Annotated in this window: 8 protein-coding genes and 1 pseudogene; all 9 read right to left on the bottom strand. The window is 44.3% G+C overall.

Features of this window, described 5'->3' with window-relative positions:
- Position 1 precedes the first annotated feature (1 nt).
- The 9 genes and pseudogenes from AAC853_RS09185 to AAC853_RS09145 all read right to left on the bottom strand — a co-directional run bounded on the left by AAC853_RS09185 (position 2) and on the right by AAC853_RS09145 (position 13,981).
- On the bottom strand, positions 2–1,252 hold the full coding sequence (locus AAC853_RS09185; protein ID WP_273559014.1) for an MFS transporter: 1,251 nt from the start codon (positions 1,250–1,252) through the stop codon (positions 2–4).
- On the bottom strand, positions 1,249–5,472 hold the full coding sequence (locus AAC853_RS09180) for an aminotransferase class III-fold pyridoxal phosphate-dependent enzyme (RefSeq protein ID WP_340614367.1): 4,224 nt from the start codon (positions 5,470–5,472) through the stop codon (positions 1,249–1,251). The genes AAC853_RS09185 and AAC853_RS09180 overlap by 4 nt, the downstream gene beginning before the upstream one ends.
- Positions 5,472–6,104, bottom strand: a complete 633-nt coding sequence (locus AAC853_RS09175; RefSeq protein ID WP_340614366.1) for an aminotransferase class III-fold pyridoxal phosphate-dependent enzyme — start codon at positions 6,102–6,104, stop codon at positions 5,472–5,474. The genes AAC853_RS09180 and AAC853_RS09175 overlap by 1 nt, the downstream gene beginning before the upstream one ends.
- A gap of 53 nt (positions 6,105–6,157) precedes the next feature.
- A complete protein-coding gene (locus AAC853_RS09170; protein ID WP_340614365.1) occupies positions 6,158–6,760 on the bottom strand; it encodes an acyl carrier protein in 603 nt (200 codons plus the stop codon).
- A gap of 7 nt (positions 6,761–6,767) precedes the next feature.
- Positions 6,768–10,654: pseudogene (locus tag AAC853_RS09165) on the bottom strand (beta-ketoacyl synthase N-terminal-like domain-containing protein); the annotation flags it as partial.
- Between the two features lie 172 nt (positions 10,655–10,826).
- Positions 10,827–11,033: a hypothetical protein gene (locus AAC853_RS09160; RefSeq protein WP_340614364.1), complete on the bottom strand. Its 207-nt coding sequence runs from the start codon at positions 11,031–11,033 to the stop codon at positions 10,827–10,829.
- Entirely contained in the window at positions 11,026–11,688 is a 663-nt protein-coding gene (locus tag AAC853_RS09155) for an AMP-binding protein (RefSeq protein WP_340614363.1), read from the bottom strand. The genes AAC853_RS09160 and AAC853_RS09155 overlap by 8 nt, the downstream gene beginning before the upstream one ends.
- A gap of 135 nt (positions 11,689–11,823) precedes the next feature.
- A complete protein-coding gene (locus AAC853_RS09150) occupies positions 11,824–12,786 on the bottom strand; it encodes a TauD/TfdA family dioxygenase (RefSeq protein WP_340614362.1) in 963 nt (320 codons plus the stop codon).
- 25 nt (positions 12,787–12,811) lie between these two features.
- Positions 12,812–13,981, bottom strand: a complete 1,170-nt coding sequence (locus AAC853_RS09145; protein WP_273559021.1) for a pyridoxal phosphate-dependent aminotransferase — start codon at positions 13,979–13,981, stop codon at positions 12,812–12,814.
- Positions 13,982–13,990: the final 9 nt, after the last annotated feature.

The raw sequence follows: 13,990 nt of genomic DNA, 5'->3' as shown, positions 1-13,990 counted from the left end.
ATTATTTCCCCCCTATCGCTAATAACAGTTTTTGTGTCGTGATAAGCAAGGGAGGTAATATCAGAAGGGTGATCCCAATAAAATAAAGATCCATCGGGTTACTTTGCCCCCAAATCGCCCACCCTCCCTCTTGAGCCAGTAATATTTCCAAGACAATCCCAGTGATAAGATAAATAATGAAGCTACTGAATGTCTTAACCAAATTACGTAAGGCAAAAACACGACCATGATAGATTTTCGGCACAATGGTTTGCCATAACGTTTGCATTTTAATAATGCTTATTCGCATCGTGATAAAGCTGATAGCAATACAAGCCCCTAAGACGTAAACATTTTTTATCTGCGTCAATATCAAAAAACCAATCGCAAATAAAAACTCCAATAACAGCAATGGCATATATCGCAATATAGAGGGCTTCCATGCCGACATCAGGCTGACTATCACCATAGAAACTCCGCCGACAGACATCATGTAGCCTGCATCTGCGACAGAAAAATAGGTGGTAAAATAAGGAACAATCGTGATTAGCGTTCCACCAACCAAAATTGACTTAAAGAAGGTATACCCGATCATATAAGTCATTTCTGGCGATGCCTTAACCAAACGAACACATTCCATATCAGGAAAAATGGCTTTCCAGTTCAACTTAGATAATGTGCCATCATCGTGCGGCAGAAACTGTACAGACTTCACCCTGAACAATAACCCTGCGGCGAACGCACTTACCATAAAGGTTAAAAGATCAACCGTCAGCACCATACCCAGGCCATAGTGAGAAAACAGAAACGCACCAACAACCGGAGCAAGCATTTGTGGCAATGAATCGCTAAGACTGCCCAATGCATTTGCCCGATTTAATGAAGATTGTGGAACCAGCCGAAAAACCAGAGTGCTGTAACAGTCAATCTGCAACGCGGTCAGCACGCTGGTCAGGGCGATATACAGATAGACTACGATGGAATTGATATAGCCAAAATGATTGCACAAAAGCACAATTGCCAAGGCCAAACCCGCAATCCCTTCAGTGAGTAGCAGCACCTTGCGTTTATCGTAGTGATCAATCACATAGCCCACTAACGGCATCAATAAAAAGGCCGGAAGCACTAATACTAAATACATATTCGTATAAGCCATGACTGACATTTGTTTCTGAAGCAGCCATAACCCGAAAGCAAATTCCGTCAATTCACTACCAAATATCGACACCGCGATGCCAATCCAGAGCGGATAAAATCCATGTATGCCCTTCATCCAACAATTCCCTTTTTGTTACGACGACGAGCCTGTAATACAGGTTTTTCTTTTCGCCCTGCTATCTGCTTATGGCTATCCGACACGAATGTTTGTGATACAACCTCTTCTTTGTTCACAACCAATGTTGAATCTATCCATTCGATCAGGCTAGCCAATGTTGGACAAGCCATAAACTCCGGCAACTTAAGGGTGACTCCATGCTCTTTTTGCAATGCAGATAAGATCTTGATCGCGGTTAACGAATCCCCGCCCGACGCCACGAAACTTTCGCCCATATCCAGTTCACGTTGCCTAAGATGAGTCATCAGCAAACGCCCCGCCGCACTGTTAAGATACTGTAAAGGATCATTGGGTACAGTTCGTTCCGGCAAAGGGAACTGCTTTATCGAAACTTTGCCGTTAGCGGTTTTAGGGAATTCAGCCAGATAGACAATGCGATGTGGTTGCATATAATGAGCAAAATTACAGTTGATGAACTGCCGGATCCGTTCACTTAATTCTCTTTGTACCGCTTTGTCGGCTTGGGTTTTCACATAACAAAGCAATTTTGTTTCTGCCACAGGAATAGTCGGATCAATCACGCTGTTTGTCGTCAGTACAACTTGTTCGATTTCTTCCCACTGACCAATGGTACTTTCCAGCTGGGTTGGCTCAATGCGATAACCTCGTACCTTGATCTGAAAATCTGTTCGACCAAGAAAAGACAGACATCCCTGTTCATCCATGCTGACCAAATCACCGGTTTTGTACATAAGTGGTGCTGTCTGGTTGCAAATTTCAGCAGGGATATAAGGATCAACTACATATCTGGTGGCTGTCAGAGTGTCATTGCCATAGTATCCCTTAGATACCAGCGGACCACCGATATACAATTCACCAGGCTCACCGCGTGGCACTGGTTTGCCTGACTCATCCAGCACATAAAATCCGGTATTGGCTAGCGGCCTCCCAAGCGGCACAGTTTCTCCCACCGGTGTATCCCTAGTAATCACTGAATCCGTAGCGGTAATAGTGGTTTCAGTTTGGGCGTAAGCATTGGAGAAAATTACCCCTTCAGGTACAAATTTCTGCCACTTTTTCAACGTCTGTGGATCAACTTTTTCAGTTCCCACTAAAATACGCCGTAAGTGGGATGGGTAACCTATGGCAGGATTTTCCAAACTATCCACCCATCCTTGCCAATAGGTAGACGGTAAATCGGCCAACGTAATCTGTTGTTCAATCAGCAATTGGTTGAAATCAGCAAACGTATTTGGCGGGGTATCACCGAAAAATACAACCCTGCCTCCTGCGCTCCAAACAGGAAAAAGTTCCTCAAGAACGATATCCCAGCACAAATCGGTAAATTGAAGCATCCGATCTTCCGAACAAATCGCCAGATATTCCTTCATCATCAAACAGTGATGGGCGATAGCCCCATGGGAGTTCATCACGTTGTTAGCATTTTGGGTACTTCCTGAGGTACAGGTAATATAGGCTGTTTGCCCCGCAGGTATTACTTTTCCCGGATTTTGCAGTAACGCGGTATCCCCCGGGGCAACCCCACATTGACGCAGCAACATCCCTTCATCGTAAAAGTTGAAATACCGGACATGAGATAGCGTTTTCAGCAACGAAATATGGTCAGAGTTTCTCACCTCATTACCATCATTTAAGCCTCCATAATCCCCATCGAGCAGGGCAAATCGCGGAGTAAGTTCTGAGAGCAAGAATTCGACTTGGGTAAGAGGTAGCTTCTTATCAATAGGAACGTACACGCCCCCCGCTTTCAGTACTGCTAATACCGAGATGGCTAAGGGTATCCCACGACGTACACTGATAAAAACAGGCTCTTCTGGCTGTAAACCTTGTTGCAGCAAATGATGTGCCAATGCATTTGCCTGTCGGTTCAATTCGGCAAATGAAAGCTGACGCTGTCCTTCTTTCAAACTGGCATCGATTAATGCACATGCCTGTGGATCATCGGCGGCTTGCCGTTCAAACAAGGCATGGATTGGTGCCTTGTACAGAAAATCCTTCCGCAACGGCCCAATGGCAATAGAGGGTGTATCCAGCGAGTTCAGATAAGTGACAATATCAGCCAGGGTCAGTGTATCCCTCTCCGGAGAGTTAATGAGATAATCCAGTAACTGTACCAGCTTACCTGACAGCGTTTTGATTTGCGCCTTGTTGTAGGCTTGTGCTGCATATTCCCAATGTAAATACAGATCGTGCTCGCTCTGAAATACATCCAAAGACAATTGACCAACAATGTAGCGTTTGGGGTTATCCAACAACAAAGACCAACTACCACTTTCATTAAGCTTAAGTTTACGGGGACTGAAATTGAAGTCGTAATTAAGATAACGGTTTACCGTTTCCGAATGATGCCCCAGGCTGCAATTCTGCACCGTCAAATCTTCAATCGTGACATCCTGGTTAGAAAAAATATCCAACAATTGTTCACAAGTAAGGTCAAGATACTCACTGAAACGTTGTTCACCATTGCAGGTATTTACCCGAACGGGCAACATTGCCGTCGTCAAGCCCACCAGATTGTCGAAATTGTCAAAGTTACGCCCGGATACCGAAGTAGACATAACAAATTGGGATTGTTTGAGTACCGTACCCAAAAAAATAGAGTAGACGGTATACATCAGCATGTAAGGAGTCGCACGCTGTACAGCCGCATAAGCCAAAATCTTAGCCGTCAAGTCAACCGATAATTTCTCAAGATAAAATCCCCCCGTCGCGAGTACATTCCCCTCTTCTGTCAGCACGACAGGAGCCGGTTCGGGTAAATTTGCCAAATCCCTCTGCCAGCCAGACAGGTACTTGTGCCAAAATGATTTCTGGTGAATAAAATCCGGGGTCTTTTTGAATGCAGCCAGACGCTCCAAATAATCATGATACTGACAGGCTGGTGGCAAATCGCCGGTGCCATGATAAACAGCCACCAGCTCATCAATTAATACATCCAAAGAGACACCATCAACAATAGCATGGTGGGCAACCAAAAAAATCATATCCACACGGCTATAGTTAAGTGCATGTTGTGCTAAAGGTGTTTCACTCCATAATGGCAGAGCTAAATCAATCTGTGCTACATGCACTCTAAACATCGGTCCACGATCAAGCGCAAACTCTTCATCCAGACAACTTTGCCGCCATTGTAAAAACTGTTCTGGTGAATCCATGATCGCCGGTTCAGTCCGTATTGCGGCATGGTGATCAAATTGGCCGGTCACCGTTTTAAAGGTTTCAGGACAAAAAACCTGGCGCAATTGTTGGTGACGATTGAACAAATACTCAATAGTGCTGTTTAAACGATGCAGCTGCAATCCATCAGTGATCACATACTGAACGAATTCATTGTAAGATTTTGATGCCGCCGGATCGTACCAACTGGACATCGCCAAATTCTTCTGCATCTTAAATTCGGGTACGACAACGTTCACTGGCGCTTTTGATTCTACAGGTACGTTCAGCAAGCGGGGTTTGGCAGAAATCTTCTCGATGGTTTTTTCAAAAGCATCGAAACATTCATTTAACACGTTATCATCATGAGCTGTAGAGAGGAAACAGGTACGCCCTTCCCAAGTATAAACCCCATTCATTAACAAGTTATGGAAAAATAGTTCGTGTGTTTTTTTCTGATTGAACTTGAATAATGAGCCAAAGTTCGCAACTTCTATACCGCAATTTGCTGTAGTGAACAACGCATTGAGCCGCTCAACAAAGCCTGAGGTTCTGTCATTCAAATCAGTTTGTAATGCAGGCCCCATCGTTTTCATATGTAATAACGTTGCCTCAGCTGCGGCCATCGCCAGCGGATGTTTACAAAACGTTCCGGCAAAAAAGGTGGTCTCATTGGGTGGATAAGACGCGTCACCAAATTGCCAGAAACCACCATCAAGGTAATCCATTATTGCCGCATCGCCAGCCAAAACACCGATAGGCATACCACCCCCGATGACTTTGCCATATGTCACCAAATCAGCCTTGACCTGATAGTAATGTTGCGCCCCTTTTGGGTGATAACGAAAACCAGTAATGATTTCATCGAATAGCAATACCACATTCTGCTGTGCCGTGATTTTTCGTAACGTCTGAATAAAAGATTTAGGCCGTAGGTTGATATTGCGCGATTGGACGGGTTCAACCATGACCATAGCAATTTCATTTCCGTGAGCGGTAATATAGTCCAGGCTTTGTTGTTCGCCATAATTGAGTATCACTATATCCCGCCCCAAATCTTCAGGAATGCCGCTAGATTGAGGGAATATCTCTCCCTCTTCATTCCTCCCATAAAGAGGATTTCCGTATAGTGACCATGGTAGGCATTATTGAAGATAACAATCTTCCTTTTCCCGCTAGCAGCCCTGGCTACGCGACAGGCAAGCATAATTGCCTCGGTGCCTGAATTAGTGAAAGCCACTCGCTCAACACCCGTGATTTCAGCGATTAAATCCGCAACAACCATACCAGACTCATCAAGCGGCCCGAGATGAAAACCACGTTGAAGCCTTTTTTGTAAAGCCTGTTGGATAAAATCAGGATTATGCCCAAAAAAGTTGACGCCAAACCCCATCGCAATGTCAATAAAGACATTGCCGTTCAGATCAGTAAAATGTGCTCCTTTTGCGGTTTTTCCCACAATCGGATAACACAATTCTTTGAGCTTACTGTTGAACTGAATCGAATTGCGGTTATCACAGAGCACCCTCCGATATTTCTGGATAGCCGCTTTTGATGCACTGGTTTTCGCGTTGTAATGCTGAATAAATGCCGTCGTTTCAGCATCACACTGTACAGGCTCGGCAGTATCAACGGGTTTGTAGGTAAATTTGGCTTTTTCACCAGATGTCACTAATGGCTCGCTAACAACACTCTCTTTAGATGAAAGGTTGCTTGATGCTGAAATTAAAGTGGGATCTGGTGCTGAACGGCGGCGGGTAGCTGGTCACCAGTCGTCGGAACAGCGCTTCCTCCCCCAAGATATTGCAACACTGCCAGCTGCTGTTGAAATAATTGCTGCATGGCGTTTAATTGGGCAGCCATAATGCCGTGTTTGATCTCCATGCCTGGGCTATTGCTAATAACAGTCTGGTTTTCGCGGCTAGTAACAATCTGTTTGTTAGACATCATCGCCGAAGGAGATACAGAGGGTGATAACGATATTGTTGGAGGCGTTAGAACATGCGCTTGTACCTCCGGCTCTGCTATTGGCGGTATCGGCACAGATACTGTCTGTGGTTGATTGCTCAAGTTATCAACCGAGGCAGGTTGTGCCTGCTTGCTAACAAAATTAGCGACCTTATCAATAGTCGATAATCCTTTAAAAAACTTTCCAATACCGATATCAACACCATATTGAGATTTAATATTGTTTTTCAGTCTAATCAATGTGAGAGATTCAATACCCAGTGCCAAAAAGTCAGTATCGGTAGGCACATGTTCACTTGCTAATTCTGACTGTAACCAACTTTGCAGAGAGTGTTTAATTTCATTTGGCAATTGAGTCATTATGTTACATTCCCTTCATAATTTCTGATTGAGCCTGGAAGATAGCGTTCATACAGTCAATTTGTTGTTGCATGATGGCGAGAGGCTCACGCTCAGTCAGGTTGAAATGTTCGTCAGGTTTTTGTTGCCTTGCCCCATTCAATGAAGGCGCAATGGCAGTTCCCGTAAACCAGTAATCTTCTGTCAATAATTTTCTTGCTGGTAATAAGGCAGGTTTCGGCGTGAATGGCGCATACATTGCCAGCCAATCTCTTGGTGAACCAGATAAATGCTCACTGGCTAACACTGCTACTAAATCACCATAATTGAGCTGCTGGTTTTTCTGGGCAGGACAATACGCTAAAGCCAGATGATGTTGCGGAGCTTCATCGAGCAACGCGCCGATCATACTTTTGGGGCCAATCTCAATGATCTTCAGCCCAACCATGGCAGTTAATTTATTCAGGTTATGACGGAACAGTACACGACCTAACATATGCTGTTGCCAATATTCTGCCGTAGCGAAACAATCTGTTTCCGGTTGCCCCGTCAGATTAGACAAAATGGGTATATCTGCTGCCTTAAGGGGGATATTGGCGAGAAATACTCCAAATTCGTGGGCTGCATTTGCCATCATCGGAGAATGGAATGCCCTATTGGTACTGATAAAGCGAGAATGGAAACCATGCCGCTCTAATTGCGACTGGAAATGATCAAGTACACTACGTGAGCCACTGATAATTGTATTGGTTTCACTATTTTCAACAGCAATAGTCAGGCTAGCGCCCTCCTCCACTCCATTGTCGGTTTTAACCGCCTCCATGAAGGTGCCAAGTTGCTCTGCTGAACAGTTCACCATCATCATGGCACCATTGGGATCACTCGCCTCCATCAATTGGGCGCGTTTAATGATGATCCTAAGCCCCTCTTTCAATGAAAATACATTGGCTATACAGGCCGCGACATATTCGCCAAGACTATGGCCAAGCAGAATATCGACATGCCCGATAGCAGGGCGCAGGCATTGGTACAGTGCATACTCGAAAGCAAATAAAATCACCTGTGCAAATTCGGTACGATGGATCGTCTGTTCATCCACCTGCTCAGTCAGCAGATGTTTTACCTTCACCTTTGGCTGCCCGCTTTCATGCGCTATTTCAGAACACAATTGATCGATGTGATCGAGCCACTGTGCAAATTGCACATTATGACGATACAACTGTTCCGCCATTGCCACCGATTGGGTTCCCTGTCCGGCAAAAACCAATGCCAGGGTTGTCGTATTATCCTGGCTATTGGCTGCACTGGCACGATAACCAACAAGCTCCCCGCTGGCTATTGCAGATAACTGTTCAATCAATTGTTCAGCACTATTTACCCCCAAAGTACAAACAACCGGTAGCACCGTGCGTTGAGCCAACGCCTGACAGAAATGCATTAGGACAAATTTTTGTTGCATCACTTGCTGTTGCACATAAGTTAATAAACTGGTGGCAATAGCCTGGAGATGAGCTTGATCACATCCACTCAACACACAAGGCAACGTTTCGCTTATTTGTTCCGCATCAGAAAAAGGGCGGTTGCCATTACTTTTAATGACTACATGCGCACCCGTTCCTCCCATACCAAAAGCACTGACAGCCAAACAACTTTTTTCAGCAGGTAACGGTTGTATTGTCGTAGGGATCTCCAGTTGCCCTTCGGCCAGCGAGATCCGGGGATTCAATTGGCTAAATGCTGCCACTGGTGGCGCTATTCTGTGCTGGTCAATCAATAGTAATTTGATCAGCCCGGTAATACCTGCGGCGGCTTCAAGGTGGCCAATATTGGCTTTGATAGCCCCAAGATAACAGGGAGCCTGCGTTTTTTGGTCATGAAAACAAGCACTAATTCCAGCCAGCTCGATAGGATCACCCAAACGTGTGCCAGTGCCATGTGTTTCGAAATAAGCGATATCACTCGCTCTTATGCCTGCGTTCGTCCAACACCGCTCCAATAACTTTTGTTGTGAAAGTGGATCTGGTGCTGTAATACCGTTACTACGGCCACCATGATAAACCTCGGAAGCCAGCAGGATTGCCTTGACATCATTTTTATCACGCATGGCAAGATCATGGCGTTTAAGGATCACCACCCCTGCGCCCTCACCCAGCACAGTTCCGTTCGCCTCGGCATCAAAAGGGCGGCACATTCCATCACTGGATAACACTTCCAACTGGCTCATTTCCCTAAAATGAGCCATATCCAATTGCAGGTGCACTCCTCCGACAATGGCAGTATCACATTCTCCCCTTTCAATACTCAAACGCGCTTGGTGCAATGCCACCAATGATGATGAGCACAAGGTATCAACAACTAATGAAGGTCCCCTTAAATCCAGAAAATATGACAATCGATTGGCGCATATACTATTCTGATTGTTAATTGCACTACTCGGATAACCCTCTTCCCCCGTCTCGGCCTGGTAATCATGTAACAATTGCCGATAGCCATTTTGGCTGATACCGATAAATACACCTGTTCGGCTCTCCTTCAAATCATCCAGGCTCAGATTAGCCTGTTCAATGGCTTCCCATGTCACCATCAACAATAACCGGTGCTGGGGTCCATCAATCGGGCGTCTTTAGGATTGATTTGAAAAAAGCGATGGTTAAACTGACGGATGCTATTGCAAAATGCCCCACTTAATTGGGTGCCTTTGGCTGCAAATTCTGCCAGCAACGTAGTCATAAAGGGGCGATCGTCAGGGCAACGACTAAACATACTTTTGCCTGCAAGCAAGTTTTCCCATAACTGCTCACAATCCTCAGCGCCGGGAAAACGCCCTGCATAGCCGATAATCGCCACATCGGCCTGATCCTGTCCTGACAGCATCTGTTCTGTGGTATTGGCATGGCAGAAAGTTTTCCCCGTCGTCCGTGTCACTAATCTTTGCCAAAGTTGATGGATTGACGAACTGGAGAACAGCTCTATTTCTGTGACGACTTGACCGCTAGCCTGGCTTAAACTCTCCGCCAATTGAACTATCGTCAATGAATTATAACCAAGGTCAAGCAAGGATCTCTGAGTATCATCACCTGACAGATTTTGTCCTCTGACTTGACCAATGATGTGTATAAACCCTTCCCAATTAATAGAGCCTGTCAGTAGGTTATCTTGGAAAATAATGGGCGAAACAAGGTGATTTTCTGAAACTTTCAAAAATGAACGACATGCCGGATTTAAATTGAAAGATCTATCAGTGTCATATAGTGCATCAAGCACAGCACGGTAATTTTCCCGCACGGTACGCTGGGAGACTTTAAATGATGGCGTGATTTCACCTTTATCAGCAGACAGCGGTGTTTCTGTGATCGCAACCGCTATCAACTTATGGGAAATTTCCGTCACCTGACGATTGTGTTGCTGCAAGATCTGTAAGATATATTCCCGCAAACGTGTTGAATGCTGGAGTGTACAATCCTCTCTTAACGTCTGGCGACGAAGCTCAGGATTGATAAACAATAACGCTGTGGCGTATGGCCTTTGCTCAATCTCAATAATGGCATGGCTAATAATATCGGTCTTAGCAAACAAACTCTGTTCGATAGTATCACTGGAAACCTTTTCACCATTAGACAGTTTCCTGACGGCATCTAACCGCCCCAATAGCACCAGTTCTCCATTAACCATTTTGCCGAGATCGCCAGTCCTGAACCATTGTTGCTTGAAACAGCGCTGGGTCGCAGCTTCATCAGCATAATAACCCAGCATAACATTCGACCCTTTAGCCAAAATTTCCCCAGTTTCTTCATCAATACGGAGTGTCACATTGGGTAAAGGGCGGCCTACACTGTTCGGTTCTTCATAGCCCGGGCCTTTAAGTGTCAGGCATGGGCTGGTTTCAGTCAGCCCCCAGCCCTCAGCAACCTGAATGTCACAACGGTTGAAATAATCTTCAATGTCCGCAGACAGTTTGGAAGCCGCAGAAAGATCATTTGCAATGAAGGAGCCACCTCGTGGTAAAAATTCGCTGAATCCTTCATCTTATTGGCAACCGCGGTCAGTATTTTCGGTACACTGAAAAACCGCGTCGGCTTTAGCTGGCTTAGGTTGGCGCACATCCGCGCAATATCCACCCCCGGCTGTTATCAATATGTAATACGGCCTGACTAAAAATAGCTGTATATTTTTCAAATAAGCCACCAAAACTATGGTGCCACGGTAAATAACTGAGAAAAGATTGTGGGCCATCGAAATGCCATAACTCTTTCAGAGCTTGTTGCTGTGAAAGAATATTGGCCTGACTAAGCAATACCCTTGGGTTTCCCACTGGAGCCTGAAGTGAACATCAGGCAAAAAGCTTGCTCTGCCTGTGTCGCCCGTAAATCTGTAATCAGCGAACTGTGCAACTCTGCCCCAATCCCCTCATCACTGACCGTCTTATCCTCGGTAACTTGGTGAATGTCGCTATCAATGGTGGAAAAATCGGTAAAAACGTTGGAAGGTTCCAATGTAATGACATGCCACGAAGAATTCCGCGGCAAGGATTGCACATGCTCCGCGGTTTCAGTAATAACTAAAATGGGTTCTGTCAGTGACAGGCAATGGGCAATAATTTCTTCAGGATAACTGGCATACAGTGGGGTATAAATCGCCCCTTTAATCTGACAAGCAAACTCAATGGCCAATAACTCCCAGCGATTATGTGAAATTGTCACTACCCGTTGGCCACGTGCAACCTCCAGCTCACATAAGTAACGATAAACGCGGACAATGCTGCACAGTAATTGGCGCCAACTTAGCTGACGCTTAGATTGCATGTCGTTAAATCGTATTGCATCAACATCGCCAAGTGCTTTTTTCAATAACGCCAGAATAAGGATATTATCCGTATCAAGCCCCTGTAAGCAGGCTTGCCATTGCTCGATAAAACGCTCATTCTCTGCATTTTTGTTTTGTTTATGCATAACTATTAAGCCAAATAAAAAATAAGCCAAATAAAAAAGATGACATAGATACAATCCGCACAGGCTTTTGTTTCATTTATCAACCTGGCAATTCATGGTTTAAAGAAAGCAAAAGCCTAATCCCTATGCTTAGATTTAAGGCAATACGTTAATGCGTCCGGGTAGCATCATGTGCTTGAAATCACGCAACCTCGTTAATATTTGGGTGCGCTTTAACCAACGGTCAGTTCCGTCGTATTTAGGTTGATACGCCTTGCGGCCATGAGCACAACGATAATTATCAATAAAGGCAACTTCACCTGGGCTTAAAACCAAATCAAATACCGCTGCCTCAGTTAATTCCTCTAGTTCGGCCACAGCTTCACGCTCTTCGTCATCCAAGGCTTCTTTATCCAGATACAGTGGATCATAACGCATATGGATATTATCGCCACCGCCGGTAAGAATGGGACAGATGGTATAATTTTCGTCACGCTCTTCTTTCGACAGGCAAGGTCGGTCATTAAAAATACGGAATTTATTTCTTTTGAGGATGGTGACCGTTTTTTCACTCAATTTGGAAAAATCCGGTATTGATACACAAGTTGGAATTCGATAGTTGTTACGGATACACATAAAACCGAGATAATCCGCCCGATAGCCTAGGGAAGTATCTTCAGTATGCAGTAATAGGTTTACCGAACCTGTACCCAATTGCTTACCGGCATCCTTTTTGATTGGGAATATTTCCTGAACCAGTTTTCCTTCCTGCAAATCAGAAAAACCCACCACATCGCCACACAGGCTCGACATCAAACAACAATAATAATCATAGTTACTATTCGTATTGTAGACATCCTTCCAATGATTGGGAGTTGGCCCTATAGTCCCTGACATATCAGGGTATCCCTTTATTACAGCCAGTGGATAACCCTGATTACGGAATCTCTTCAATTCAATACGCAATCGGGTTGGTAATGATTCTACCCACTCTGGCAAGGTGCTAACAAAATCTTGATCATCAGTAGAGTGATAACGTTTTTGCAATTGCCCGATGAGGGCTTGAATTTCATCAATTTCTGAAGTTGACAATTCAATTGAATATATAGATTGGTTCATGGTTATTAATCCTCATTGTCATAAGTTACCGCAATGCAGTTGCTATCCTTTCAAATCCCTGTTCAATAGCATCCATTGATGCAGCAAAAGAGATACGTATATGTCCATGATAAAGACAGGCTTCTGCGGGAATTAGCGCGACCCCTGCATGAATGAGCAAATATTCACATAATTGAGTTGCGTCGCGATGACGACCGTTGAGGTATTTTTTGACATTCGGGAACAAATAAAATGCGCCATTAGGTAATTCACACTCAAAAAGTTCGCGGGCATATCGGTATGACAGATCCCGTCTCTGTTTCAGTATTTCCAGCCGCTCTTGATATAAATCCTTTGGCATCTCAAGTGCAGCAATAGCGCCATATTGTGCAAACGTACAAACGTTGTCAGTCATATGGCCGTGCAGGTCAGAAACCCTGCTGACTAACTCAGGATGGGCAACCATATAACCAATGCGGTATCCCGTCATGGCAAAACTTTTGGAAAATGTTTGTACCGTTATAATGTATTCGTTGTCATCAATTGCAGCTAAGCTGTGGTGTTCAACATCAAATACAATTTGTTCATAGGCTTCATCAGATAACACGAAAATCTGTTTTTCTTTAATCAATTGACACAATGTTTGTAACGCTGATTTTGAGTAAACAGCGCCTGTCGGATTATTCGGTGTATTGATAATGATAAGTTTGGTCTTGTCAGTCACTGCCTGTCTGATTTTTTCTATATCCAGATCCACACCAATATTTTCAATTAAAACTGCTTTTCCACCCGCTAATTTCACCGCTTCTAAATAGGTTGCCCAACAGGGAACAGGAATAATAACCTCATCACCTTCTTCAATTAATATCTGTAGTATTTCATAAATAATTTGCTTTGATCCATTGGTCACTATGATATTTTCAGGTGTCGCTTTAATTCGGTTATCTTCAAATATTTTATGGCAAATCCTCTCTTTTAATTTAGGTTCACCATCAAGCCAACTATAACGTGTCTTGCCATCTATCAATGCACGAATAGTTTCATTGACAACAGTGGCACTGGTATTAAAATCCAACTCACCCTCATTCAATCCAATAATATCACGACCTTCACTTTTTAGTTTAGCAACGATATCTGCCAACCCTACTGTTACTGAGGCATTAATATTTTTTGACCTGCTTGCAATGCGGGTTGAGAAATTTCTCTCTTGCATCATTATGAATAT

It is taken from the genome of Xenorhabdus thailandensis, from assembly GCF_037996785.1.
Taxonomy (GTDB): domain Bacteria; phylum Pseudomonadota; class Gammaproteobacteria; order Enterobacterales; family Enterobacteriaceae; genus Xenorhabdus; species Xenorhabdus griffiniae.
The sequence above is the reverse complement of the archived record's forward strand: the minus strand, read 5'-3'. Positions and strand labels throughout refer to the sequence as shown.

What these genes read in the sequence shown, in the direction of transcription:
- AAC853_RS09145 (WP_273559021.1), bottom strand. Translation starts at nt 13,981, where the DNA reads ATGATGCAAGAGAGAAATTTCTCAACCCGCATTGCAAGCAGGTCAAAA.
- AAC853_RS09150 (WP_340614362.1), bottom strand. Translation starts at nt 12,786, where the DNA reads ATGAACCAATCTATATATTCAATTGAATTGTCAACTTCAGAAATTGAT.
- AAC853_RS09170 (WP_340614365.1), bottom strand. Translation starts at nt 6,760, where the DNA reads ATGACTCAATTGCCAAATGAAATTAAACACTCTCTGCAAAGTTGGTTA.
- AAC853_RS09185 (WP_273559014.1), bottom strand. Translation starts at nt 1,252, where the DNA reads ATGAAGGGCATACATGGATTTTATCCGCTCTGGATTGGCATCGCGGTG.
- AAC853_RS09155 (WP_340614363.1), bottom strand. Translation starts at nt 11,688, where the DNA reads ATGCATAAACAAAACAAAAATGCAGAGAATGAGCGTTTTATCGAGCAA.